The organism is Myxococcales bacterium (assembly GCA_016716835.1).
Classification (GTDB): domain Bacteria; phylum Myxococcota_A; class Polyangia; order Haliangiales; family Haliangiaceae; genus JADJUW01.
This window is the reverse complement of record JADJUW010000002.1, coordinates 331,159-354,054: the sequence shown is the minus strand read 5'-3', so window position 1 is coordinate 354,054 and position 22,896 is coordinate 331,159. Positions and strand designations below refer to the sequence as shown.

The window sequence follows — 22,896 nt, the reverse complement described above, 5'->3', positions numbered from 1 at the left end:
ATCGGATTTACCCACGCGGTTTGACATTAGGCTCACCGTGGCCAATGGTGACGCCATGGCAACGACGCCCGCGACCGAGCGCCTCGGCATCTTGCGCCACATTGGCGGCACGCCGCTGGTGCGGCTGCAACACATCGGCAAGGAGCTAGCGGTGCCAGTGCTGGTAAAGTGCGAGCACCTAAATCCCGGCGGGTCGATCAAAGATCGCATTGCCATCGCGATCGTCGAAGACGCCGAAGCGCGCGGCGTGCTGGCGCCGGGCATGACCATTGTTGAAGCGACGGCCGGCAACACCGGCTTTTGCCTGGCGATGGTCGCGGGCGCCCGCGGCATGAAGTTGGCGGCCTCATGCCCGAGAAAATGTCCGTCGACAAGCGCAACGCGTTGAGCGCGCTCGGTGCCCAGGTGATCGTGACGCCAAATTTGCCGCGCACAGATCCGGGCAACTTCCGCAACGTGGCAGCGAGGATGGCGCAGGAACACGGGTGGTTTCTAGCCGACAATCTCAGTGATCTGAAGGCTATAAATCACCCGCACCCCGCCATCTGGCACCTAGCCAGCCCCGCTCGGCCCGTCCCACCCTCCGCAATTTCCGCTTAAAATTTCCTATCCCCTGAAATTTCCTATCCCCCTACTGAGACCGCCGCTTTTTGGCTTGTTGCATGGCTTCGTGCGCAAACCCCTTGGCCTCTTCCAGCCAGCGCAGGCGCTGTTCTGCCGACAGCTCCTTCCACCGTTGCAGCTGCGCTTTTTCATGGTCACTCCAACCGCGATCATTTTTCATGATCAACACCTCCCGCAAGACCGTCGGCATGAATTGCCTGTAATTTTTCGATGTCATCTAGGTCTTTGGGGCGTCCTGCAACCCGTTTGAGCGAAATTAGGTCAACAAGGCCGAGGACCGAAACCTCGATCCCCTCAATCGGCACGCTCAAAGCCCTCCCATAGGCTTCGGCGAATGGAAAAGGTTCGGCAACGAAACAATCGATTTCCGTTAAAGGAAACTGCGGACTCCACAGCGAAAATACCGTCAGGCCTTTCTCTTCGATCCATTCTCGGCGCTTCGCCGCATCAGCAAAATCCATAAATGGAACAGGCGGGCGAGGTTGGAACCCGAGTCTAGAGAGCGCATTGACCGCGCGAACCACGTTCTCAGAGGCAAGCGATAGCACCAAGTCTAAGTCGGCCGTCATGCGTGGGTATCCGTGGATCACCACCGCGACGCCGCCGACGACCAAATACTGCACACCGCCTTCAGCCAGCGCTCTAAAAATTCGTGGCAACTCACCTGACACAACTCAACTATAGCTCACCTCGCGACTCGACTCCAACCACTTCCCAGCCGCGTACGCCCGCACCCCCACCAGCGCCCCGCGGACCTCGCCACCTTCCGCCCTTTCGACCTAATTTTTCTGCTTCGTATCTTGGGGGCCCGGCTAACGCCTCAGATCGCAAAGAGTGGCCGCTGCCGACTCAGGCGTCCCGCCACCAATTCGGCCTGAAAATTCCTATTTTTCCCCGTAGTCTTTGTCACCCTTTATGCGCAGTCCCACGAGTGGCGAGATTGTTACCGACGCGATACGCCGTGAGCTGGAGGCTCCTGCCGAACCCGAGCGCTCGAACTATGCGCAAGGGCTGTTGCTATTCGCGCTAACGTTGTTGTTGTTCGTTGGCCAATTGTCGCTGGCAGTTACGGCGAAGCTTCTCGTCGTGCTCGTCGCCGTGCTGCTGTTGCACGAGCTTGGACATGCGATGGCTATGCGGCACTACAAGTACCGAGATCTGCAAATTCTCTTTTTGCCCTTCTTTGGCGCGGTTGCCCGTGGGCGCAAGCAAGACGCCAACCCATACGAACGATCAACGGTTGCCTTGGCGGGGCCGTTGCCCGGGCTGCTGCTGGGCGCAGCGACATGCGGTCTCGGGCGCGTTACCTCGCTGCCTGATGATGCCCCAATCTCAGTGATCTGAAGCCTCTAAATCACCCGCACCCCGCCATCTGGCACCTAGCCAGCCCCGCTCGGCCCATGCCACCCTCCGCAATTTCCGCCTAAAATTTCCTATCCCCCTCCGCGGTTTGACATTGCGCGCGCCGTAGCCAATGGTGATGTCATGGCCATGCTGTCCACGACCGAGCGCCAAGGCATCTTGCGCCACATTGGCGGCACGCCGCTGGTGCGGCTGCAACACATCGGCAAGGAGCTAGCGGTGCCAGTGCTGGTAAAGTGCGAGCACCTAAATCCCGGCGGATCGATCAAAGATCGCATTGCCATCGCGATCGTCGAAGATGCCGAGGCGCGCGGCGTCTTGGCGCCCGGCATGACAATTATCGAGGCGACGGCCGGCAACACCGGGCTTGGCCTGGCGATGGTCGCCGGCGCGCGTGGCATGAAGTTGGTGTGCCTCATGCCGGAGAAAATGTCCGTCGACAAGCGCAACGCCCTGAGCGCACTCGGCGCCCAAGTGATCGTGACGCCGAATTTGCCGCGCACCGATCCGGGGAACTTCCGCAACGTCGCGGCGCGCATGGCGCAGGAGCACGGGTGGTTTCTCGCCGATCAATTTAACAATCCCGCCAACGTCGAGGCGCATGTGCGCACCACGGGTGCCGAGATTCTCGCCCAAACCGGCGGCGTCATCGGTGCGTTCGTCGCGGGCGTCGGCACCGGCGGCACCATTTCGGGCGTCGGGCGCCGGCTCAAGACCGCGTTGCCGCACGTGCGCGTCGTCGTCGCCGATCCGGTCGGGTCATCGCTCGCCGATTGGATCGAGACCGGGCACCTGGGCCCCGATGGCACCTATGCCGTCGAAGGCATCGGCGGCAACGAGGTGCCGACCAACCTGCATCGCGACGTCATCGATGCCGTCGAGCGCGTCAGCGACGACGAGAGTTTTGCCATGGTCAGGCGGCTGCTGCGAGAGGAAGGCCTCTTCGTCGGCGGCTCGGCCGGCACCAACGTCGTCGCCGCCCTGCGCGTCGCGGCGCGCGGCGGCCTCGCCGGGCCGGTGGTCACAGTGCTGCCCGATGCGTGGGACCGCTATCGCGCCAAGCCCTGGATGCAGGCGTGGGCGGCGGGCGGCTAATTACGAGCAATCACGTTCCAATCCCGAAGCGAAAGCAAGTTCTCCACAATGATCCAAACTCATGCCAACTCAAGCCTCCCACGGCGCGTGCTCGCCCTTGTCTACCGCCTGCGCTGGGTCTTGGGCGTGCTCGCGATCGGCCTGCTAATCGCTTGGTTTAAAGTCTGGTCGCCGGTGCACGTCAAGATGGCGCGGGTGGAGCGCGGCACCGTCGTGCTCGAGGCGTTTGGCCGCGGCACCATCGAAAGCCAGCGCGAGGCGGCGGTCGGCTTTGACTTGATCGGCCGCGTAAGCGAGGTGCTCGTCGATGAAGGCGGCCGCGTCACCATCGGCCAAGAGCTCGCGCGGCTTGAGACGAGTCAGTCGCAAGCCGAACTAAAATCAGCGCAAACCGGCGTTGGCGCGGCAAGGGCGGCCTTGCAGCGCCTGGCCGCCGACGAAGAGCGCGCACGTACGCTGCTCGCAACCGCCGAGCGCGAGGCGCGTCGCACCCAGGCGCTATTTGACGCCGGCGCCGTGCCTGGCCAACAGCGCGACGACATGCGCGACAAGCTGGCCTTGGCCCACGCCGAGCTCGCACGCGTGCTGGCACAACGCGCCGAGGCGACGCGCGGCATTGACGTCGCGGCTGGCGGCGCCGAGCAACGCCGCGTCGCGGTGGTGCGCGCCACGTTGCTGGCACCATTTGATGGCGTGATTACCCGGCGCCTGCGCGAGCCGGGCGACACCGTCGCGATTGGCTCGACCGTGCTACGCCTCGTCGACACCAGCCGCGTCTTCGTCAACGCCGCCATGGACGAGACGATGTTGTCACAGCTCGCGGTGGATCAGCCCGCGACGATTACCTTTCCCGGCACCGACCAGCCCATCGCCGGCAAGGTCTCCAAGATCGCGTGGGAGGCCGACCGCCAAACCCACGAACTCTTCGTCGAAGTCACGCCGGTAAGCCTTGAGCGCCGCATCGCCATCGGTCAGCGCGCCGACGTGCGCGTCGAGCTAGCGCGCCACGACAACGCGCTGCGGATTCCGATCGACCTCATCCACCACGATGAGGCCGGCGCCTTTGTCTATGCCAGCCGCGGCGGCAAGATTACACGCATTAGTCCGAAATTCGGACTCACGGGCAGCGCGCACGTCGAGGTGCTAGAGGGCCTCGCCGAGGGCGATGAGCTCTTGGCCGCGCCGGGCACCGCCACCTCGCTGCCGCTTGGACGGCGCTGGGTGAGCCGATGAATCTCGCGCTGCGCGACGTGCGCCGTCATCTCGCGCGCTTTGTCGGCACTGCGGCGGGCCTTGGCCTCTTGCTCACCGTCGTCATCGCGATGCAGGGCATTTACGCCGGCATGGTCGACGACGCCACCATCCTCACCCGCGCCATGCGCGCCGACGTGTGGCTGGTGCAAAAGGACACGCGCGGGCCGTTTGCCGAAGGCTCGCGGCTCGATCCGAGCGTCGAGGCGCGGGCCGCCGCGTTGCCGGGCGTGCGCAGCGCGCGGCCCTACACGTATCAACTCATTCAGCGCGAGCATCGCGGCGCCGTGATGCGCATTGCGCTGGTTGGCCTGGGCTGGCCCGATGATCCGGGGCGCTCGCTGCCGCTGGTGCGCGGCCGTCGCCTGGCGCAACCCCATGGCGAAATCATCGTCGATGCCTCGCTCGGGCTGGCGATCGGCGCGGCGCTCGAACTTGCCGGCGAGACCTACCGCGTGGTCGGGCTGACGAAAAACGCGCTCACCTCCGGCGGTGATTCGGTTGCCTTCTTGACCGCCGGCGACGCGCAGCTCGTCGCGTATGACCAACCGCCTGAGGCCGCGGTGCTCGAACGCGAACGCGTCGCCTCGCGTCTGCGCCAAACAGATCTCGGCCGCGGCCAGCCCTCACTCGAAGAGCTCGCAACCGATCCGCGCTGGCGTCCGCCGGCGCTGGCCTCGCCACCCGTTGCCGCCGTGTTGCTCGAGGTCGATCCGCATCGCCTCGCCGACGTGCGCGGCATCGTGCGCAGCTGGGGCGACGTCAGCGTGTATTCACAAGCCGAAGAAGAGGCGCTGCTGCTGGGCGGCGTGGTGCAACGCGCCCGCATGCAGATCGGCCTGTTCACGGTAATCCTCACCCTTACCGCCGCCGTAATCGTGATGATGGTGATGTACAACCTCACGCTCGAAAAAACCCACGACCTCGCGGTGCTCAAGCTTATGGGCGCGCCCAAGCCTCGCCTGCTCGGCCTGGTCTTGCAGCAAGCGTGGCTGCTCGGGGCAATTGGCTATACCGTGGCGTTTGCGCTCGGCGCGCTGGCCTATCCCCTGTTTCCGCGCCGCGTGCTCATCACCGAGACCATCACCATGGTCGCGCCGGTTGCGACGATGATCTTAGTCACGCTCGCCAGCCTGCTCGGGCTCGCCCATGTCATGCGCATTGATCCCTCGCGCGCGCTGGAGGCCTAAATGACAATGCCAACAACCCCGCCCGTGTCCACGTTCGCATCTACATCCGTATCGACCACCACCACCGATGCGGTGCGCGCGGACAACCTAACTAAGACCTACGGCTCGGGCGCTGCGGCGGTCAAGGCGCTCGATCACGTCAGCCTGACGCTTGCGCGCGGTACCGTCGCCGCCCTGCTTGGCCCCAGCGGCTCCGGCAAGTCAACGCTGATCAAGGCGCTCGGCTTTGTCTCGCCCGCCGATACCGGCGAGGTGTACTTCGAGGGCCGCCTCGTGGTGAAAGACGGCGTGCCGCTCGCCGATTTAGCCGCGCTGCGCCGCCGTCACCTCGGCTTCGTGTTTCAAAAGGCCAACCTCACCTCGTTTCTCACCGCGCGCGAGAACGTGGAAATTGCCTGCGAGTTTGGCGGCAAGCGCGATGGCCGCAAGCGGGCGCGCGACTTGCTCGCGTATCTCGACGTTGCCGGGCGCGAACACGCCTACCCGGAAATGTTGAGCGGCGGCGAACAGCAACGCGTCGCCATTGCCCGGGCGCTCGCCAACGAGCCGTCGCTGATTCTCGCCGACGAGCCCACCGCCGCCCTCGACAGCGTGCGCAGCCGCAGCGTCATGGAGCTATTTCGCAAGGTCGCGCACGACCGCGGCGCCGCCGTCTTGGTCGTCACCCACGACCACCGCGCGCTGGAGGTGTTCGACGTGCTCTATGAAATGGAAGACGGCCGCCTGCGCCCGTACCACGCCCGCTAGTGTTGTGAGCCACGCTGCGCCGGGATGGCGTCAAAGGCCAAGGCCAAGGTGTTCCTATTTTCCATCCCAATAGATTATTTTGCTTCGCCACTCGCCATAACCGGATTGAGCCCCGACGCTTCGACCGCTGGCGCGATCGGTGCGCCGGTATTCAATTACATTTTTACCTGGTTTCAACGGCACGGCGATAGATATTTGCGTGACACCAGCTGCGGGGTGATTCGTTACAATTTCGCGAACCGTACCATTTGGCGCGGTATGAGCGATTGTCACGCCTCCGCTCGCTGCAAACTTGTCGATAAATGCCTGCATTGCTCTTCTATTCCCTACAAATTGAGCACCGTCATTGTGGGTACTCACCGAGCCCAAGAATTCAGCGTTGTAAATCCCGGATGCACCAAGCCCTGTTACTTTTACTTCTTGGGATTGTCCTGATCCGTAGGCTCCGGGCGCTTTCAATTCAGTTTCGATAACCCCTTTGTGCGGAATTACGTACATGGCAGCAGCATGCCCCGTGTAAAGCTCAGCGAACAATTCATCATAGGCAGCTTTTGTTGCTGTGAGCCGCAGAGGGGATTTTAAGATTAGTTTTTGCGTCCTAGTTTTTTGTGCCGAACTCTTTGCTGATCTTGTCGGCGTCGTTTGTTTTTGACGACTGGCCCAAGCGGGCGTGGAAGCCAGCGAGCACAATAGAATTGCAGAATATATTTTTGATAGTCTCACAATGCAGTTTTATAGTGCACAGCACATGCCAAGAGCCGAATGCCGCAACTAGATGATTTTCTTAAAATTGCATGGATGCTATTTGAAAATAAATTCGAGCAGGTGACGCGTGTAGTCACCAAAATATGAAAATGGTGTCAGCAGTCCCCAGCTGGTGATTGTCCGCCCCTTAGGAGAGACCGCGCGATCCGGCTGCTTGCACCCCTGATGGAGACAGCCAGCCGCTTAGTCAACTTACCAAGGAAGGCGCGCGCCCATGTGCGAAAGCGTGGCGTTCGGAAACGTCTCGCGCGGCATCGTGGCGAGATTCACCACGGTTTTGGCGCCATCCCCAACCTCCATGGGTGCGGCGTCTGAGCCAAGGTCTGTCTTGACCCACCCTGGATGAGCGGCGGCGACCAGCACGCCCTTGGCCCCGAAGTTGTTGCCTTGAATTAATGACAACATATTCAGCGCGGCCTTAGACATCGAATAGCCTGGCGAAACGAAGTTCTTGACGTGCGGCCATGATTTTTCAACTTCACCGATCGAACCGAGCATAGACGACTGGTGAATGACGCGCGCATCCGCTGACTTCTCAAGCAGCGGCATAAACGCTTCCGTGAGCGCATACGGGGCAATGACATTCACCTCTAAGGTTTTGCGAATCTTCTCAACACTTGTGCCGCTACCATCCCACTCAAGGGCAATGCCGGCATTGTTGACCAGCAAATCGAGGCGACCAAAGGTCGTTGTGACAAAGTGAACCGCCGACGCAATATGATCGGGGTTGGTGACGTCAAGCTTGATCGGCGCTACCTCCATGCCAGTCGCTCGCAGTTCGTCTGCGGCTTGCTTCCCAAGCGACTCATCGCGCGCGGCAAGCAGCACGTAGTATCCTTGCTGCCCAAGCTGTCTTGAAATCTCTTTGCCTAGGCCTTTGTTGGCGCCGGTCACGAGTGCGATTTTTTTGGTGGTTGTCATAGTCTATCTCCTTAGTGGGTCGAGCCGCGAGTCTCGCATGCTTTGCGTAGAATTCAAGGTGAGTTGCGCCGCGTAGATGCTTCGCGGGCCGACCAAGACCCACGCCAAGACGCACACGATGAGCGCATGTGGCGCGATCGCGACGCCGAGTAACTCCATCGCCATGACCGATAGCGCTAGCGGCGTGTTGGCGGCCGCGGCAAAGAGCGCCGCCATACCGACGCCGGCGCCGAGCTCGATTGGCATGCCGAGCGCGCTCGCCATGACGCAGCCGAGCGTGGCGCCGATGACGAACAAGGGCGTAACCTCGCCACCGAGAAAACCCGCGCCGAGGGTAATGGCCGTAAACAACAGCTTTAGCGCAAACACATACGCCGGCAGCTCGCCATCGCTAAAGGCGCGCAGCATGAGTGGCACCGAGAGGCCCAAGTAGTCGCTGCTGCCGACGAGCTGCCACAAGCCGACAATTGCTAGGCCGCCCAGCGCCATGCGCCACGGCAGGCGCGGCACATGCCGCTCGCCGCGCCGTCTAATGAAGTGCGTTAGCTCGATGAAAACTAGCGCAACCGCTGCGATGACGATCGCAAATAGCACCCATTTAACCACTAGCATCGGCGTCGGCGCGACAAAGGACACCGCGCGAAACGGCGTATGCGCGATGCCAACTCCGCGCGTAACGAAATCGCCGACAAACGCCGCGGCCAGCGACGGCAGCAGCGCGTCGTAGCGTATTGGGCGGCGCGCCAGCACCTCGAGGCCAAACACGGTGCCCGCGAGCGGCGTGCCAAACACCGCGCCAAAGCCGCCCGCCATGCCGGCAAGCAGTAGCTGCCGGCGCATCGCCGCATCGACGCGAACGCGCCGCGCCAACCAATCGCTGAGTCCCGCGCCCATCTGCACGGCGGTACCTTCGCGACCGGCGCTGCCGCCGAACAGATGCGTCAGGACGGTGCCTAGCAGCACCATCGGCGCTAGCCGCTGCGGCAAGGGTGCGCCTTCGCCACCGCCCTGCGCCGTGGCGATCACGAGGTTGCTGCCGCCCTTGATAGGCTGGCCAAAGCGCTCATAGCCGTAGCCTATCGCGAGGCCGGCAATTGGCAGAGCCCATACGATGACCTCATGGCCCTCGCGCCAGCTCGTCGCGAGGTCAAGCAACCACAAAAATAGGGCCGCCGAGATGCCGCACAAAATGCCAACCGCAGCGCCGAGCACAACGCCATGGAAGTGAAACGTAATGCGAGAGCGCGCAGAGCCCATGGCGTTGGCAAACTTATAGCTCAAGCGCCATTTGCGACTGCGTGACGCCAAACCCCATCGACGTATAAAGCGCCATGGCCGCGGAGTTCTCGGCAAACACATTGAGGCCAAGCCGGCGAATACCAAGCCCTTTGACGTGCGCCATTGCCAGCGTCAGCGCCGCACGGGCATAGCCTCGGCGGCGATGTGCGGCCGCGATTTCGAGATCCCACACAAACATTGAGGCAGGGTCACTTTTATCGACCCCAAGGTGCAAGTAGCCAACCAGCGCATCCTTGTCAAAAATGCTCCAGAGCAGCTGACCCGTGGTTGCGATCCCCGTCGGCAAGAGTTCGCGCAGCTCCTCGTATGATGCCGCCAACGCCTCTTTCTCAGCCAAATGCCGCAAGCGCGGCGATTCTATTGCAAAGGCGCGTGCACTCGCGTCGACGTAGGCCTCAAATTCAGGCGCGGTCATGGGCGCGAGGCGAATCACCCGGGCACCTTAGGCTTGCCGCCGGCATTTGCGAATAGGACGATACGACAAAGTTAGGGCGATGGCGAAGTTCCGCCGGCTGCGTTGGCCTTGCGATCGAACTCGTTGGCTTTCTTGCCCATAAACAGCTTAACGGCGATCGAGACCACAAACGCGGTAACCATGGTGATGTTGTACGCCGGTTCAAGTTTTCCGTCGCCGAAGATTGCGTGGAGGCTGAGCCCAAGCGCATACGAGATGCCAACCGCCCACCCTGCTGCACCGGCAAATATTGAGGACACCTTCGCACGCTCGGCACGTTCTCCATATGTCACCTTGGCGGTGCGCTTCTTAGTTGTGCCGAGTTTCGCGGCGACGGGCTTGATTGGAATCAAGATAGGCCGATGTCCCTGCGTGTATATTAGGTGCGAGCGCGTAACGATTGGCTTGCTCGGCCCGCCGCGCTGCACGCCAGCGTGCGCAGATGCCGAGGCGAGCATGCAACCAAGAGCGAGGAGCGCTGCGACAGGCGAGGCTTTCATGATAGTGGCCAATTATGCAAGTCACATGCCACGCAGGCTAGGCCGTGGCGGGGCTGGCGGCGGCACCAATTCCACGCCCCCCGAGGTTTGCTGCCCCTAGCCGGCTGGCGCGATTGGCGACTCCAGTAGCCACGCCCGCCCCTATAATTTGTTCGACAGCCCCGCGCCTTAGCGTGTAGTTACGTGGGGCCCATGAAGCCAACTCCAGCTACGCCCGCGCATGGCGCGCGCAACGACGGCATGCCGTTTGATGCCGCCCTCGTCGAAGGCATCTCGATTAATCGCAGCGCCGTGGAGCGACGCGCCGGCACCTTCACCACGCGGCGCTCGGTCAAAAAAGACTGGCAGGCGGCGTGGCTTTTGCGGGCGATTACCTGCATCGATCTCACGACGCTCGCCGGTGATGACACCCGCGGCAACGTGATGCGGCTGTGCGCCAAGGCGCGCAATCCAGTGCGCCAGGATCTACTCGCCGCGCTCGGCATGGCCGACGCCGGCATTACCACCGGCGCGGTGTGCGTCTATCACAACCTAATTCCCTTTGCCGCCGAGGCGCTCGCGGGCACCAACATCCCCATCGCCGCCGTGTCGACGGGCTTTCCCGCCGGGCAAATTCCACTGCCAGAAAAACTGCACGAAATTCAGATGTCGGTCGCTGCCGGCGCCAAGGAAATCGACATCGTCGTCAGCCGGGCGCTCGTGCTGCAAAGCGATTGGAAAGGCCTCTACGACGAAATCGCCGCCTGCCGCAAGGCCTGCGGCGACGCGCATATGAAGACCATCTTGGCGACCGGCGAGATCCCAACGCTGACCAAAGTTGCGCAGGCGAGCATGGTCGCGATGATGGCCGGCTCGGATTTTATCAAGACCAGCACCGGCAAGGAGCCCGTCAACGCCACGCTGCCAGTGAGCCTGGTGATGACGCGCGAGATTCGCCGCTACCTCGAGCTCACCGGCCTGAGGGTTGGCTTTAAGCCCGCAGGTGGCATTGCCAAGGCTAAAGATGCCATCGCGTGGCTTATTTTAATGAAAGAAGAGCTTGGCGCGCCGTGGCTTGCGCCAGACCTCTTTCGCTTCGGCGCCAGCAGCTTGCTCGGCGACATAGAGCGCCAACTCGAACACCACGTCACCGGCCGCTACTCCGCCGCATTCCGCCACCCGATGGCGTAGGGACCAAAACCACCATGACGACCATCAAGGAAATCTTCCAAACCATGAGCTACGGCCCCGCCCCCGAAAGCCCCAAAGAAGCGCTCGCGTTTCTCGCCGACAAGCAAAACAAGTTTGGCTTGTTCATTAACGGCGCGTGGCAGGCGCCAAAGGCTGGCGGTTACTTCGACAGCATCAACCCTTCAACCAAGGGCGTGTTGGCGCAAATCGCCGAAGCCGATGCGGGCGATGTCGATGCCGCGGTGAAGGCGGCCGACGGCGCGCTCGCCGCGTGGACCGCGCTCGGCGGCCACGGTCGCGCGCGCTATCTCTATGCGCTGGCGCGACAAATCCAAAAACACGCGCGTTTGTTCGCCGTGCTCGAATCGCTCGACAACGGCAAGCCCATCCGCGAAACCCGCGACATCGACATTCCGCTCGTTGCGCGCCACTTTTATCACCACGCCGGCTGGGCGCAGCTGCGCGACAAAGAGCTGCCTGACTACAAAGAGCTCGGCGTCATTGGCCAGATTATTCCGTGGAACTTTCCGCTGCTCATGCTGTCGTGGAAGATCGCGCCGGCGCTTGCGATGGGCAACACCGTGGTGCTCAAGCCCGCCGAGTTCACCTCGCTCACCGCGCTGCTCTTCGCCGATATCTGCCAACAAGTTGGGCTTCCGGCTGGCGTGGTCAATGTGGTCACCGGTCATGGCGGCACTGGCGCCGCGCTCGTCGACCACCCCAAAGTCGCCAAGATCGCGTTTACCGGATCGACCGAGGTCGGAAAAATCATCCGCCGCGCCACTGCCGGCACCGGCAAAAAGATTTCGCTTGAGCTCGGCGGCAAGTCGCCGTTCATCGTGTTTGAAGACGCCGACCTCGACAGCGTGGTCGAAGGCGTGGTCGACGCGATCTGGTTTAACCAGGGCCAGGTTTGTTGCGCTGGCTCGCGCCTGCTGGTGCAAGAAAGCGTCGCCGAGAAGCTCTACGCCAAGATTCGCGCCCGCATGGAGACGCTGCGAGTTGGCAACGCGCTCGATAAATCAATCGACGTCGGCGCCATTGTCGCCGCGGTGCAACTCAAAACCATCGACGACTTGGTCAAGCAAGGCGTCGCCGAGGGCAATACGATGCACCAGCCGTCGTGGAGCTGCCCAACGGACGGGTACTTCTATCCTCCGACCATGTTCACCGACGTCGCGCCCTCCTCGATCATTGCGCAGGAAGAAATCTTTGGCCCGGTGCTCGTCGCGATGAGCTTTCGCACCCATCAGGAAGCCGTCAAGCTCGCCAACAACACGCGCTTTGGTCTCGCCTGCAGCATCTGGACCGAGAACATCAACCTCGCGCTCGATATCGCGCCGCAGATCAAGGCCGGCACCGCGTGGGTCAACTGCACCAACGTGTTTGACGCCGCCGCTGGCTTTGGCGGCTATCGCGAATCGGGCTTTGGCCGCGAAGGCGGCAAGGAAGGCCTTTACGAATACGTCAAGCCCAAGATCGACGCTACGTTCGCCGACGCGCCGCCGCCGCTTGAGCGCTTGCCCGCGACCTTGGCCACGCCAACGTCGCCCGGCGCGGCCGCCGCGACCAACGGCGCGTTGCCCGGCATCGACCGCACGCCAAAACTCTACATCGGCGGCAAGCAAGCCCGCCCCGATGGCGGCCACAGCCTGCTGGTTAAAGACGGCCACGGCAATGTCATCGGCGAGGCGCCGCAAGGCAATCGCAAAGACATCCGCAATGCGGTTGAGGCCGCGCATTCCGGCACCGCTTGGGGCGGCATGACCGGCCACGCGCGCGCGCAGGTGCTCTATTACCTCGCCGAAAACCTGGCGGCGCGCGCTACCGAGTTTGCCGACCGCCTGACCCAAATGCTAAACGTCGGCCCGCTCGCCGCGCGGCGCGAAGTCGATGCCGCGATTGGCCGCATTTACACCTACGCCGCTTGGGCCGATAAATACGACGGCCATGTGCACCACACTACGTCGCGCAACGTCACGCTCGCCATGCCGGAGCGGCTTGGCGTGATGGGCATCGTCTGCCCCGATGAATCGCCGCTGCTCGCCTTTGTCTCTACCGTCATGCCAGCGCTCGCCATGGGAAATTGCGTCGTGGTGGTGCCATCGAGCACCTCGCCGCTCGCCGCGACCGACTTCTATCAATTGCTCGACACGTCCGATGTCCCGCCAGGCACCGTCAATATTGTCACCGGCCACAAAGACGAACTCACCCGCGAGCTCGCCAAGCACGACGACGTCGACGGCCTGTGGTACTTCGGCAGCGCCGCTGGCAGCAAAGAGGTCGAGCTACTCGCCACCGACAACCTCAAGCGCACCTGGGTCTCGCTTGGCAAGCACCGCAACTGGCTCGACGCCGCGCACGGCGAAGGAGAAGAATTCTTGCGCCACGCCAGTCAGATCAAGAACATCTGGATTCCGTACGGCGCGTGAACCCGCGCGAAGGCGCGTAGCTGGCCTTACGGTGCGTCGCAGGCGATCCACTCACCAAGCAGCATGCGCTCGGCCGCCGTAGGATAGGGAGCGCTGGGCGGCATGCTGGTGTTCGTTGCATCGGGCCCAGCGGCGCTGGTCTCGTCGATGCCCACCAGGTCTTTGCGGATGCCGGTGACCGTGCCGTAGTTGCTGTGGCATTCAGTACAGTAGTCAGTCATGAACTGCTTGCCGAAGTTGTCATACGTCAGCGTGCTATCGGTGGGACACGTCGCGCCGGTGGGTTGATTGCCGCCACACGCCGCCAAAGCGACCAGCGCAAGTGAGGCAAGGCTACGCATGAGCGTGGGACCATTTATGCGATTGGACATGTCCCCAACGCTACCGCGCTAGCGTTCTTATCTATTTCTTATGTTGTGGCACCGCAACAAAAGTCGCGTGCCACCCTGGCGCATCAGTCGAGCACAAACGTGAGCTTTAGCGACACGCGATAGGCCGTGACCTTGCCCTTCTCAATGTCGACCTTTTGGTCTTGTACCCAGGCGCCCTTGATATTTTTGATGGTCTTGTTGGCGCGGGCGATGCCCTTGGCGATCGCGTCTTCAAAGCTGACCTTGGAGGATGAAGTGATTTCGACGATTTTTGCTACGCTCATATGATTTCCTTTGTATGCGGTACGGCGGCAACCTTAGTGGGTTTGTCAGGCGACGCAAGCGGATCACGGCGTTTTACGGCGACAGCATGGCCTTGGCCGCGTCGATGGCGTCGTGGCTGCCTGCAAGCGCCAGCACGTCGCCAGGTCGCAACACTTCTTTGGCCGTCGACGCGATCAGGCCTTGCTCGCCGCGCGTAATCGCCAACACGGTGGCGCCGGTAATGCCGCGCAGGTTAAGCGCAGCCAGGGTCTGCCCAATCGCCGGGCTGTCCTCACCGAGTTGAAACGATACTGGCTCGCCAATGCCCGGCAACAGGCGGTGCACCTCGTCCAAGTCATCGTCGCTAGCGCCGGCGTCCGTTGCTGCCCGCGCCACGACGCCACCGCGACGTGCCTGCATCATGATCGCCTCGACGATCATTTCCGAGCCCGCGCGCACGTGCCCGTGAAGATTGGCCGCGCCGCGCCAAAAGGCGATGCCGAGGCCAATCAGCAAAAGGGCAAACAACAGCGGGCCATAAAAGCCACCCAAGAATGGCTGCGTCACCGCCAGGAGCGGCAGGCCGGTAAGGAGCACGATGGCCAGTTGCAAGGTCATCAGCAGCGCGCGGCGTGGTGCCGCTGCCAAGTCGGCCTGCCCCGCCGCAGCAACCGGCAAGACCGTCTCCGACAACAAAATGCCAAGCCGCGACGCCACGCGCGCCAATCCGGCGCCGAGCGGCAATGCCAGGGCTAGCGATATGCTGACGACGGCAATCTTCGTCGCCGACGCTGAGAGCCCGAATTGATTGCCAACCAAGCGTGCGATCGCATCTTCACCCTCGATGGTGCCGATCGCGATGGCTGCGAGCAACGCGAGGTCAATTGCAAGCAGGAGCACTAGGCGGCGAATCTCTGAGCCACGGGTAGGCTCTTTGGGTCGGCTGCGCAGTTGCTCGACCCAGCTGCCATACAGCGACACAAAGGTTTGCAGCGCGCGCGGCAGCTTGCGATCGACAAAATTTGCGAACGGCCCCGAGGCCTTGATCAGCCACGGCGTCGTAAGCGTGGTGATGGCGGACACCGCCACCGCCACGGGATACATGAAGCTGCCGGTGGCGCCGAGCGTCAGGCCCAGCCCGGCGATGATAAACGAAAATTCGCCGATCTGCGCCAGGCTCATGCCGGCCTGCACCGAGGTGCGCACGCTGTTGCCAGTAATAAACGCGCCCATGGTCACGCCGACGATCTTGCCGCCAATCACCACCAGCGTCAGCACGGCCACCACGAGCCAATGCTGCGCGATGAGCGCTGGGTCGATCATGACGCCAACGGAGACAAAAAAGATGGCGGCGAACATGTCGCGCACGGGCTGCACCAGCACCTCGATCTGGTGCGCCTCACCTGACTCCGCAATCAGCGAACCGGCGATGAACGCGCCCAAGGCGACCGAATAACCAAACTTGTGCGCCAGCAGCGCGACGCCAAAGCAAAAGCCAATGCTCGCGACCAAGGTGGTTTCGGGGCGACCGAGGCGATTAATCGCCCGCACGGTGCGCGGCACGAGCATCATGCCCACCGCGACCAGCCCAACCAAAAACAGCACCAGCTTGCCCGTGGTGAGCGCCATCTGCGACGCCGACAGCCCCGAGCCCACCGCAATCGCGGTGAGCGTGGTCATCAGCACGATGGCGATAAGGTCTTCGACGATGATGACGCCGACCACCAGCTCGCGCAGCGGCCCGGCGATCTTCTGCTCATCAAAGGCCTTGGCCACGATCGTTGTGCTGGAAATCGCGATGATGGCGCCGGCAAACAGGCTTTCTACGGTCGACCACCCGAACAGTTGGCCGACGATAAAGCCCAGCCACACCATCAGGCTGGTTTCGAGCAGCGCGATGAGGCCGGCCGTGGGCCCCAGGCGCAGCAGCTTGCCGAGGTTTAATTCGAGGCCCACCGAAAACATCAGCAAGATCATGCCGAGTTCCGAGAGCGTGCGAATGATCTGTGGGTCCGCCACCAGCGGAATCGGCACGTTTGGCCCAATGATGAGCCCCGCCAAAATATAACCGAGCACGACCGGCTGCCCCAGCCGCTGAAAGACCACCGTGGTCACGGCGGCAACGCCGAGCACGATAGTCAGCGCCACGAGGAAGGCATGCGCGTCCATGGCGCCCCACGCTAACACGCGCGCCGCGGGCGGACGAGTCAGGCGCGGTAACTTGTCGCGTCCGCGCGGCTTGTGCCGCCGCCCAAAATGGCGCCCAATTGGGCCTAGTGCCGTGTCCCAGATGTTATGAGCCAGGCTGCACCGGGATGACGTCCGAGGCCAAGGCGCGAGGAGTGGAGTTTGGTGGTTCCAAACGACCGACGAGCAACGCAGGCATCGGGCGTCAGACCTAGCAGGGTGGCTCATGTTATCTGGGACACGGCACTAACCCCAAGGAGACATCACATGACCGCACCTCGAGAATTTGCCCATGGCCACTGGAAGCAGCTGGCGTTGACGTTTGAGGCCGCGCTGGCGCGGCTCCCCGAGGCACTCAAGGCCGAAGGCTTTGGCATCATCACCGAAATCGATATGCAGGCGACGCTCAAGACCAAGATCGGCGTCGACTTTCGTCGCTACCGCATCTTTGGCGCGTGCAATCCCAAGCTGGCACACGGCGCCTTGATGCACGACCTCCACGTCGGGGTGCTGCTGCCGTGCAATGTCGTGCTCTTCGAAACCGATGCCGGCAAGACCATGGTGGGCGCGATCGACCCGGTCCAAACGCTCGGCGCGGGCGGCCAAGTGCCAGCACTCACCGAGGTCGCGCGCGACGTCGGCGAGCGGCTCGACCGCGTCTTGGCCGCGATGGCGACGCCGGTGCCCTTAGCCGACGACTCGCGGAAAGGAACCCCTTGAAGCTCGCTGAAACAAAGTACGACAACTCGGAAACCGGTTGCTGCGCGCGGCTCAACGTGGCGCGCTGGGATGGCCAGCGCCATGAGTGGCAACACAAGCGCTTTCTCAAGGACCACGTACGGTCGCTGTTTCATATCCCGCTCAACTATGGCGCGGTGATGACGCGCAGCCAGGCAGCCATCGAACGTGCGGCCGCTTACCCCGAGGAGCCCATCTGGCTCACCGACGAGGTTTCGCTATGGGGTGCCGACGTATATTTTGCGACCGACCGCGACGTGCCCGGCGCGTCGATGGCCGAGCTGTCAGGAACCTTTATCACAAAGGTCTTCGACGGTCCGTTTAGCCAGATCGGCAAATGGAACGCCGAGATGCGCACCTTCGTCGCCGCCAAGGGCGAGACGCTTGAAAAGATCTACTACTTCTACGCGACGTGTCCCAAATGCGCCAAACGCTTCGGCAAGAACCAGGTGGTGCTGTTTGCCAAGGTCACGGCCGCCTAGCGCCGCGGTACGGCTGCCAGGTGTAGTGCGGTGTGGCGCCAGACCTCAGGATCAAAGATCATGCCGAGGTGCGGCGAATCGATCTCGACATGCACGACGCGCCGCGAGGTGTGATCGAGGCAGGCGGGCCAGTGCACGACCACATCGCGCTTGCTAAACATCGCGAGCACGGGCACTTCGATCGGACGGTCGCGATCACGCGCCGCCGACTGCTGCGCAATGCGCTGCGACTCTTCTTGGCCAAACGCCTTGGCCGCCAGGGTAAACGTGGGACCGCCAATCGCGGGCGTGCCAAACGTGGTCACGGTGGTGATGAGCTCGGGTGCGCGACGCGATATCTCGCGGGCGATGACGCCACCGAGGCTTTGACCGATTAGGTGAATTGGCCGTGCATCGCGCGCGCGGAGCTGATGCAGGGCGCTGCTGAGGCGCTCGATGTCGCGCCCCGGCCGGCCATGATTAAACCCGACGCCCCAACCGCGCGCGTCATAGCCAAGCCGGCGCAAAAAGGCCCGCAGGGGCGCCATGCTCACCTCGGGCGCGTACATGCCCGGGATGTCAATCACGAGCGAGTTGTCACCACGCGGCAAGGCGCGCATGCTCGGCGCCGCCCGCGCCAACTTGGGCAGCAGCCGCAGCGTTTGCAGTTCGCTCGCCATGCCCGCAAGGCTGCGCGTCGGCGCCACGGGTGCGGGCTCGTGTCCCGATACCACATAAGTGTTCATCGTCACGGCATCCATTGGTAGATGCTTACCTTATATCGACAAAGCCGACCTTTGTTCTGCGGGCTTCTTTATAGGCCAAACCACGAGCGCGACCAATGGGGTAGCCATGTGGCGGTATTGTCCTTTCGTTCCTTTACTTGCAAGCGTGCGTCGTATGCCGCTAATTCGGCTTGCTTAGTTGTAATTGCCGTACGGATCTCAGCAGCTGATGGAGCATGATCGAAGTGAGCGTACCAATAATGGCTGAAGAATATGCCGGGGCTCTTAAAGGCGATCTCTAATCCGCCGCCGTGCAAATTGCCGACCTGACGGGCAATTTCTTCCGGTGAATGTTTCAGTGTTTCGACCGACATTTTAGTGCTCACCTTGCCAGACGCTCGAGTTCGCGTCTTTATCATGCCGTTCGAGTGTTTCGCTTCCAGGGTCGTGCCCTCGTTAAGCCCTTGGTCTTCGAATTCATGCGCGTTGCCCTTAAGCGTCATGGTTGCCTTAACGTCGACCCACGTTTTGTCAGTTTGTATTCCACGTCGATAGTGATCGTTGCTCGTTACGGTCCAACGTCCAAATGACGTCGTGTACTTGGCAACCTTTCCCTTCATTCCTCGAGCACCTACGACTTCGCCTGGTTTAGCAGGGAATTTCATGGCTGACCTGGGAGCCCTTTTTGACGGGTTTACACGGGGACTTGCGAGCACGGTCTGTGCCACCAGTAAAGAAACCAAAGGCAAAGCGGATAGGTATTTGGCGCGACTCATACCCATGCAATCAGCAATTTGCGTGCCATCGAGCTCCCAACGCCTGGGGCCTAAGGCATGGGCGCAAGGGTTCAACCTGATGCACTACTGTCACGGCGCTGACGACAACGGGCTCCGACGTATCGCTCCTGTTGGGGTGTTCTGTCCTCGGTCGTTCTATCGCTAGGTGTAGCGGGCACGATCTCAGTTATCTAACGACAGCATATCCATGCCAGGCCGATTTCCGGCGAGGTGCGCCCCGCCAGTGTCGCTTCTGCGCTAACCAAGGTATCCACATGGCCAAGTTGCTCGTTTACACCTCGCCCGCGCGAGGGCACCTATATCCCCTCATGCCGACGCTGAAGGCCTGGCAAGACCGCGGTCACATGGTCTCCGTCCGCACGCTCGCCGCCGAGGTCGATCGCATGGCCGCCGCGGGTATGAGCGCCGCGCCGATCGCGCCTGTGATTGAGGCGCGCGAAATCGACGATTGGCAAGCAAGCTCGCCGCCCGCCGCGCTGCTTGCCGCCTGCCGGACCTTTGTCGATCGAGGTGAGCACGAGCTCGCCGACCTGCGCGCTGCGATCGATCTCGAACAACCCGACGTTTTGTACACCGATATCAACTGCTGGGGCGCCGCCGCCGTTGCCGAGGCCTCGCGCCTGCCGTGGGCGGTGTTTGCGCCGTATTTCCTGCCGGTGCGCGCGCCCGGCGCCCCACCCTGGGGGCTTGGCCTTTCGCCGATGCGCGGCCTCTTCGGCCGGATGCGCGACGGCCTGCTGTGGGCGGTCGTCAACAAGCTGTACGACCGCGCGCTTCCCGGCCTCAATCGCTTGCGCCAAACCGCCGGCGTGCCGGCCTTTCGTCACGTCGCCCAGTTCGCCACCAATCCGCGGGCCATCATCTCTTACACCGCCGAGCCGTTCGAGTACGCGCGCGCCTGGCCAGAGGGCGTGCACTTGGTCGGCCCCGGCGTGTGGGAGCCAGATGCCAGTGGCGCCGAGGCGAGCGCCGAGGCAGACAGGCGCCCGCTCGTCCTCGTCACCTGCTCGACCGAATTTCAAAACGATGGGCGCATCATCGAGGCGACGCTGGCGGCGCTCGCCGATGAACCCGTGCGCGTCGTCGCCACCACCGCCTCGCTCGATCCGGCAACCTTTCGCGCGCCGGCCAACGCCCGCGTCGAACGCTTTCTGCCGCACGGCCCGTTGTTGCGCGAAGCGGCAGTCGTCGTTTGCCACGGCGGCATGGGCATCGCGCAAAAAGCGCTCGCGGCCGGCGTGCCACTTTGCGTAATGCCCTTTGGCCGCGATCAGCTCGAGGTGGCGCGACACGTCACGCATGCCGGCGCCGGCACGCGCATCGCTCCCAAGCACGGTGCACCCGTCAAGCTCCGCCGCGCCATTTACGCCGCCATCGAATGCGCACCCGGCGCACGGCGCGTCGCCGAAGGCTTTCGCAAGGCGGGTGGACCAAACGCAGCGGTCGATGTTTTGGAAGCGCTGGCAGCGAAATCCAAGTGACCCGATGTTAGAATTTGTCGGTAATGAATACTAAGCCAAACTATCTACATCACGCCATGTTGCTCTTCGGCCTCGTGCTTGGCCTCACCAGTGCGTGCGGCGGCAGTTCCGCGACGCCGCCTCCGCCCGGCGAGCTTGGCGACGCCTGCAGCACGGGCGACGCCTGCGACAGCGGCTTTTGCGTCGACGACGTTTGCTGCGATACCGCCTGCGAAGACGCGTGCGGCAGCTGCAGCGCCGCTGCCACCGGCGGGAGCGATGGCACCTGTGCGCCCAAGCTAGTCGACGCTCCATGCCGTGCAGGGGTTGATACCTGCGACACCGTTGAGACGTGCGACGGCGCGTCGTTTGACTGCCCAACCGATGGCGTCGAACCAACCACCTCCCAGGCCTGCGCGCCATTTGCCTGCCCCGGCGACGGCGTCGCCTGCGAGACCACCTGCGCCACGCACGCTGACTGCGCGCCAGGTGCCATGTGCGACGTCGCGACCTGCGTCGTCGCCAAGCGCATGTTTATCACCAGCACGACGACGACTGGCAGCATTACGTCGGGCGCGCTCACGGGACTTGCCGCCGCCGATGCGATTTGCAACAACCTAGCCGCTACGGCGAATATCACTGGCACTTATAAGGCGTGGTTGTCTTCGGGCACCGCCTCGGCCGCCTCGCGCCTGACCCACTTTAATGGCCCGTACTATCGCCTCGATGCTGGCCAGCCGCTGCTAGTCGCGACCAACTGGAGCGATCTAATCGATGGCATCTCGGTTGCGATTGCGACCGATGAAAGCGGCACCATCAGGGGCAATGAATTCGTTTATACCGGCACTAACGGTGACGGCACGGCATCTACGGCAACCTGCGTCAACTGGACCTCGGGCTCGCAGACCGACACCGGCACCGGCGGCTACTCGTCATCAGGCACCACCGCGTGGACCAACGACACCACCCTCAGCTGCCAAGCCGCGTATCGCTTCTATTGCGTCGAGCAGTAGGGTCACTCTCGCCTCCCGATTAGTCTGTAATTACCGAGTATTAGACTCGGTGCTGCGTAGTCACATTCGCTTGAACGTGATCACGCAGTAGCGTAGTTAACTATATGAAATAGCTTTTGAATTTTGGGCCGAGAGTGACCCTTAGAGAACCCTTAGAGAGCGGCGAGGGCCGTGCGCACGCGACGAATGATCGCCGGCGAGACGGCGGCATCGCCCGCGGCCTGACAGGCACCGAGGGCCTTGCGCAAGTCGTCGCAGGTCGCGCGGCAGTTGGCGCAGTTTGTGAGGTGCGCCTCCATGGTTTGGCAATCGCGCGCGCTTAGATCGCCTTCGAGTTTTTGCGACCACAGCGCGACGGCGTCGGGGCATGTCGATGGCGGCGGCGAAACGGCCGTCGCCGGCGCGCGTGAGGGCTGCCCCCACGCTGCCTGCAACGCCTCGCGCAAGGCGGCGCGCGCACGATGCAAACGGCTCTTGACGGCTTCGACCGAAATCTCAAGCGCCGCGGCAACCTCGGGCGCGGTCAGGCCCTCGACATCGCGCAGCAACACCACCTCGCGTTGCTCCGCTGGCAAATGCGTCAGCGCCGAGCTGAGCTCGCGCGATAGCTCGAGGTCGGCCACTTGCGCCTCGGGTGATGGCGAGGCGTCGGCGAGGTCGCCCAACGCCTCGGCCGCGGGCACGGCCGCCGCCGCATGCGGCACATCGCCGCGATGATGGCGCGCGCACGCCGAACGCGTGATCGCAAATGCCCAGCTCGACAGCGACGCGCGGCCATCAAAAGTCGGCAGATGGCGTGCAACTGCCAAAAGCGCGTCTTGCAGCGCATCTTCGGCGTCTTGCCGATGCCGGCACATGTGCAGGCCAAAGCGGCGCATCGCCGGCGCCAGCGCGAGTAAGACCTGCTCCATGGCCGCGACATCCCCGGCCTTAGCCTTGGCGATTTGTTGATTGAGCGAATCCACGTCCTTCACGCAACCCCACGTTATCACGCGAAAATCACAGGAGCCGCCGATTTTGCGAACCCTTTTGCGCGGCCCGTGGCTCATACCTAGCGAAAGAAGGAGCCA

At 62.8% G+C, this 22,896-nt stretch carries 25 protein-coding genes; 12 read left to right on the top strand and 13 right to left on the bottom strand.

The window, feature by feature from the left end; translation table 11 throughout:
* Nucleotides 1-55: 55 nt before the first annotated feature.
* Entirely contained in the window at nucleotides 56-388 is a 333-nt protein-coding gene (locus IPL79_16410; protein ID MBK9072561.1) for a pyridoxal-phosphate dependent enzyme, read from the top strand.
* Between the two features lie 243 nt (nucleotides 389-631).
* Here the strand turns inward: IPL79_16410 and IPL79_16405 are convergent, their stop codons facing one another.
* Nucleotides 632-784: a hypothetical protein gene (locus IPL79_16405; protein ID MBK9072560.1), complete on the bottom strand. Its 153-nt coding sequence runs from the start codon at nucleotides 782-784 to the stop codon at nucleotides 632-634.
* On the bottom strand, nucleotides 774-1,295 hold the full coding sequence (locus IPL79_16400; GenBank protein ID MBK9072559.1) for a hypothetical protein: 522 nt from the start codon (nucleotides 1,293-1,295) through the stop codon (nucleotides 774-776). Before IPL79_16400 ends, IPL79_16405 begins: the two co-directional genes overlap by 11 nt.
* A 244-nt stretch (nucleotides 1,296-1,539) precedes the next feature.
* Between IPL79_16400 and IPL79_16395 the strand changes: the two genes are divergently transcribed.
* From IPL79_16395 to IPL79_16375, 5 genes are all read left to right on the top strand, one after another.
* Nucleotides 1,540-1,968 carry a hypothetical protein gene (locus tag IPL79_16395; protein MBK9072558.1) on the top strand — a complete coding sequence of 143 codons (429 nt, stop codon included), beginning with the start codon at nucleotides 1,540-1,542 and terminating at the stop codon, nucleotides 1,966-1,968.
* Between the two features lie 147 nt (nucleotides 1,969-2,115).
* Nucleotides 2,116-3,081 carry a cysteine synthase family protein gene (locus IPL79_16390; GenBank protein MBK9072557.1) on the top strand — a complete coding sequence of 322 codons (966 nt, stop codon included), beginning with the start codon at nucleotides 2,116-2,118 and terminating at the stop codon, nucleotides 3,079-3,081.
* Nucleotides 3,082-3,129: 48 nt separating this feature from the next.
* Complete coding sequence (locus tag IPL79_16385; protein ID MBK9072556.1) at nucleotides 3,130-4,314, top strand: efflux RND transporter periplasmic adaptor subunit; 1,185 nt, start codon at nucleotides 3,130-3,132, stop codon at nucleotides 4,312-4,314.
* Nucleotides 4,311-5,522: an ABC transporter permease gene (locus tag IPL79_16380; GenBank protein MBK9072555.1), complete on the top strand. Its 1,212-nt coding sequence runs from the start codon at nucleotides 4,311-4,313 to the stop codon at nucleotides 5,520-5,522. The genes IPL79_16385 and IPL79_16380 overlap by 4 nt, the downstream gene beginning before the upstream one ends.
* Nucleotides 5,523-5,528: 6 nt before the next feature.
* Nucleotides 5,529-6,269, top strand: a complete 741-nt coding sequence (locus tag IPL79_16375; protein ID MBK9072554.1) for an ABC transporter ATP-binding protein — start codon at nucleotides 5,529-5,531, stop codon at nucleotides 6,267-6,269.
* Between the two features lie 54 nt (nucleotides 6,270-6,323).
* On the opposite strand, the gene IPL79_16370 is transcribed toward IPL79_16375, so the two are convergent.
* The 5 genes from IPL79_16370 to IPL79_16350 form a co-directional block, all read right to left on the bottom strand.
* Complete coding sequence (locus IPL79_16370; GenBank protein ID MBK9072553.1) at nucleotides 6,324-6,992, bottom strand: hypothetical protein; 669 nt, start codon at nucleotides 6,990-6,992, stop codon at nucleotides 6,324-6,326.
* A gap of 234 nt (nucleotides 6,993-7,226) precedes the next feature.
* Nucleotides 7,227-7,955 carry an SDR family oxidoreductase gene (locus tag IPL79_16365; GenBank protein ID MBK9072552.1) on the bottom strand — a complete coding sequence of 243 codons (729 nt, stop codon included), beginning with the start codon at nucleotides 7,953-7,955 and terminating at the stop codon, nucleotides 7,227-7,229.
* A 3-nt stretch (nucleotides 7,956-7,958) separates the two neighbouring features.
* Entirely contained in the window at nucleotides 7,959-9,212 is a 1,254-nt protein-coding gene (locus IPL79_16360) for a chloride channel protein (GenBank protein MBK9072551.1), read from the bottom strand.
* A 13-nt stretch (nucleotides 9,213-9,225) separates the two neighbouring features.
* Nucleotides 9,226-9,687: a GNAT family N-acetyltransferase gene (locus IPL79_16355; protein MBK9072550.1), complete on the bottom strand. Its 462-nt coding sequence runs from the start codon at nucleotides 9,685-9,687 to the stop codon at nucleotides 9,226-9,228.
* A gap of 53 nt (nucleotides 9,688-9,740) precedes the next feature.
* A complete protein-coding gene (locus IPL79_16350) occupies nucleotides 9,741-10,208 on the bottom strand; it encodes a hypothetical protein (protein MBK9072549.1) in 468 nt (155 codons plus the stop codon).
* Nucleotides 10,209-10,400: 192 nt separating this feature from the next.
* On the opposite strand from IPL79_16350, the gene deoC reads away from it, so the two are divergent.
* Entirely contained in the window at nucleotides 10,401-11,378 is a 978-nt protein-coding gene (deoC, locus tag IPL79_16345) for a deoxyribose-phosphate aldolase (protein MBK9072548.1), read from the top strand.
* A 14-nt stretch (nucleotides 11,379-11,392) separates the two neighbouring features.
* Nucleotides 11,393-13,810: an aldehyde dehydrogenase family protein gene (locus IPL79_16340; GenBank protein MBK9072547.1), complete on the top strand. Its 2,418-nt coding sequence runs from the start codon at nucleotides 11,393-11,395 to the stop codon at nucleotides 13,808-13,810.
* Between the two features lie 26 nt (nucleotides 13,811-13,836).
* On the opposite strand, the gene IPL79_16335 is transcribed toward IPL79_16340, so the two are convergent.
* From IPL79_16335 to IPL79_16325, 3 genes are all read right to left on the bottom strand, one after another.
* Complete coding sequence (locus IPL79_16335) at nucleotides 13,837-14,181, bottom strand: hypothetical protein (GenBank protein ID MBK9072546.1); 345 nt, start codon at nucleotides 14,179-14,181, stop codon at nucleotides 13,837-13,839.
* Nucleotides 14,182-14,264: 83 nt separating this feature from the next.
* Nucleotides 14,265-14,465, bottom strand: a complete 201-nt coding sequence (locus IPL79_16330) for a dodecin domain-containing protein (protein ID MBK9072545.1) — start codon at nucleotides 14,463-14,465, stop codon at nucleotides 14,265-14,267.
* 73 nt (nucleotides 14,466-14,538) lie between these two features.
* Nucleotides 14,539-16,614 (bottom strand): cation:proton antiporter, encoded by a 2,076-nt coding sequence (locus IPL79_16325; protein ID MBK9072544.1) that lies wholly within the window; start codon nucleotides 16,612-16,614, stop codon nucleotides 14,539-14,541.
* 285 nt (nucleotides 16,615-16,899) lie between these two features.
* On the opposite strand from IPL79_16325, the gene IPL79_16320 reads away from it, so the two are divergent.
* Together IPL79_16320 and IPL79_16315 are read left to right on the top strand one after the other, a co-directional pair.
* Nucleotides 16,900-17,352 (top strand): DUF302 domain-containing protein, encoded by a 453-nt coding sequence (locus IPL79_16320; GenBank protein MBK9072543.1) that lies wholly within the window; start codon nucleotides 16,900-16,902, stop codon nucleotides 17,350-17,352.
* Entirely contained in the window at nucleotides 17,349-17,852 is a 504-nt protein-coding gene (locus IPL79_16315; GenBank protein ID MBK9072542.1) for a hypothetical protein, read from the top strand. Before IPL79_16320 ends, IPL79_16315 begins: the two co-directional genes overlap by 4 nt.
* On the opposite strand, the gene IPL79_16310 is transcribed toward IPL79_16315, so the two are convergent.
* Nucleotides 17,849-18,592: a hypothetical protein gene (locus tag IPL79_16310; protein ID MBK9072541.1), complete on the bottom strand. Its 744-nt coding sequence runs from the start codon at nucleotides 18,590-18,592 to the stop codon at nucleotides 17,849-17,851. The two genes, IPL79_16315 and IPL79_16310, sit on opposite strands and share 4 nt — an antisense overlap.
* 53 nt (nucleotides 18,593-18,645) lie before the next feature.
* The gene (locus IPL79_16305; protein ID MBK9072540.1) at nucleotides 18,646-19,059 is read right to left on the bottom strand and encodes a hypothetical protein; all 414 of its coding nucleotides are present in this window, start codon (nucleotides 19,057-19,059) and stop codon (nucleotides 18,646-18,648) included.
* Between the two features lie 548 nt (nucleotides 19,060-19,607).
* Between IPL79_16305 and IPL79_16300 the strand changes: the two genes are divergently transcribed.
* Nucleotides 19,608-20,834 (top strand): glycosyltransferase, encoded by a 1,227-nt coding sequence (locus IPL79_16300; GenBank protein ID MBK9072539.1) that lies wholly within the window; start codon nucleotides 19,608-19,610, stop codon nucleotides 20,832-20,834.
* A gap of 23 nt (nucleotides 20,835-20,857) precedes the next feature.
* Nucleotides 20,858-21,826, top strand: a complete 969-nt coding sequence (locus IPL79_16295) for a DUF1554 domain-containing protein (protein ID MBK9072538.1) — start codon at nucleotides 20,858-20,860, stop codon at nucleotides 21,824-21,826.
* Nucleotides 21,827-21,978: 152 nt separating this feature from the next.
* On the opposite strand, the gene IPL79_16290 is transcribed toward IPL79_16295, so the two are convergent.
* The gene (locus tag IPL79_16290; GenBank protein MBK9072537.1) at nucleotides 21,979-22,800 is read right to left on the bottom strand and encodes a sigma-70 family RNA polymerase sigma factor; all 822 of its coding nucleotides are present in this window, start codon (nucleotides 22,798-22,800) and stop codon (nucleotides 21,979-21,981) included.
* Nucleotides 22,801-22,896 lie beyond the last annotated feature (96 nt).

Bases quoted from the DNA above. Each gene is read 5' to 3' on its own strand.
- IPL79_16410 (MBK9072561.1), top strand. From the start codon at position 56: ATGGCAACGACGCCCGCGACCGAGCGCCTCGGCATCTTGCGCCACATT.
- IPL79_16405 (MBK9072560.1), bottom strand. From the start codon at position 784: ATGAAAAATGATCGCGGTTGGAGTGACCATGAAAAAGCGCAGCTGCAA.
- IPL79_16395 (MBK9072558.1), top strand. From the start codon at position 1,540: ATGCGCAGTCCCACGAGTGGCGAGATTGTTACCGACGCGATACGCCGT.
- IPL79_16390 (MBK9072557.1), top strand. From the start codon at position 2,116: ATGCTGTCCACGACCGAGCGCCAAGGCATCTTGCGCCACATTGGCGGC.
- IPL79_16385 (MBK9072556.1), top strand. From the start codon at position 3,130: ATGATCCAAACTCATGCCAACTCAAGCCTCCCACGGCGCGTGCTCGCC.
- IPL79_16380 (MBK9072555.1), top strand. From the start codon at position 4,311: ATGAATCTCGCGCTGCGCGACGTGCGCCGTCATCTCGCGCGCTTTGTC.
- IPL79_16375 (MBK9072554.1), top strand. From the start codon at position 5,529: ATGCCAACAACCCCGCCCGTGTCCACGTTCGCATCTACATCCGTATCG.
- IPL79_16365 (MBK9072552.1), bottom strand. From the start codon at position 7,955: ATGACAACCACCAAAAAAATCGCACTCGTGACCGGCGCCAACAAAGGC.
- IPL79_16360 (MBK9072551.1), bottom strand. From the start codon at position 9,212: ATGGGCTCTGCGCGCTCTCGCATTACGTTTCACTTCCATGGCGTTGTG.
- IPL79_16350 (MBK9072549.1), bottom strand. From the start codon at position 10,208: ATGAAAGCCTCGCCTGTCGCAGCGCTCCTCGCTCTTGGTTGCATGCTC.
- deoC (MBK9072548.1), top strand. From the start codon at position 10,401: ATGAAGCCAACTCCAGCTACGCCCGCGCATGGCGCGCGCAACGACGGC.
- IPL79_16340 (MBK9072547.1), top strand. From the start codon at position 11,393: ATGACGACCATCAAGGAAATCTTCCAAACCATGAGCTACGGCCCCGCC.
- IPL79_16335 (MBK9072546.1), bottom strand. From the start codon at position 14,181: ATGTCCAATCGCATAAATGGTCCCACGCTCATGCGTAGCCTTGCCTCA.
- IPL79_16330 (MBK9072545.1), bottom strand. From the start codon at position 14,465: ATGAGCGTAGCAAAAATCGTCGAAATCACTTCATCCTCCAAGGTCAGC.
- IPL79_16325 (MBK9072544.1), bottom strand. From the start codon at position 16,614: ATGGACGCGCATGCCTTCCTCGTGGCGCTGACTATCGTGCTCGGCGTT.
- IPL79_16320 (MBK9072543.1), top strand. From the start codon at position 16,900: ATGACCGCACCTCGAGAATTTGCCCATGGCCACTGGAAGCAGCTGGCG.
- IPL79_16310 (MBK9072541.1), bottom strand. From the start codon at position 18,592: ATGGATGCCGTGACGATGAACACTTATGTGGTATCGGGACACGAGCCC.
- IPL79_16305 (MBK9072540.1), bottom strand. From the start codon at position 19,059: ATGACGCTTAAGGGCAACGCGCATGAATTCGAAGACCAAGGGCTTAAC.
- IPL79_16300 (MBK9072539.1), top strand. From the start codon at position 19,608: ATGGCCAAGTTGCTCGTTTACACCTCGCCCGCGCGAGGGCACCTATAT.
- IPL79_16295 (MBK9072538.1), top strand. From the start codon at position 20,858: ATGAATACTAAGCCAAACTATCTACATCACGCCATGTTGCTCTTCGGC.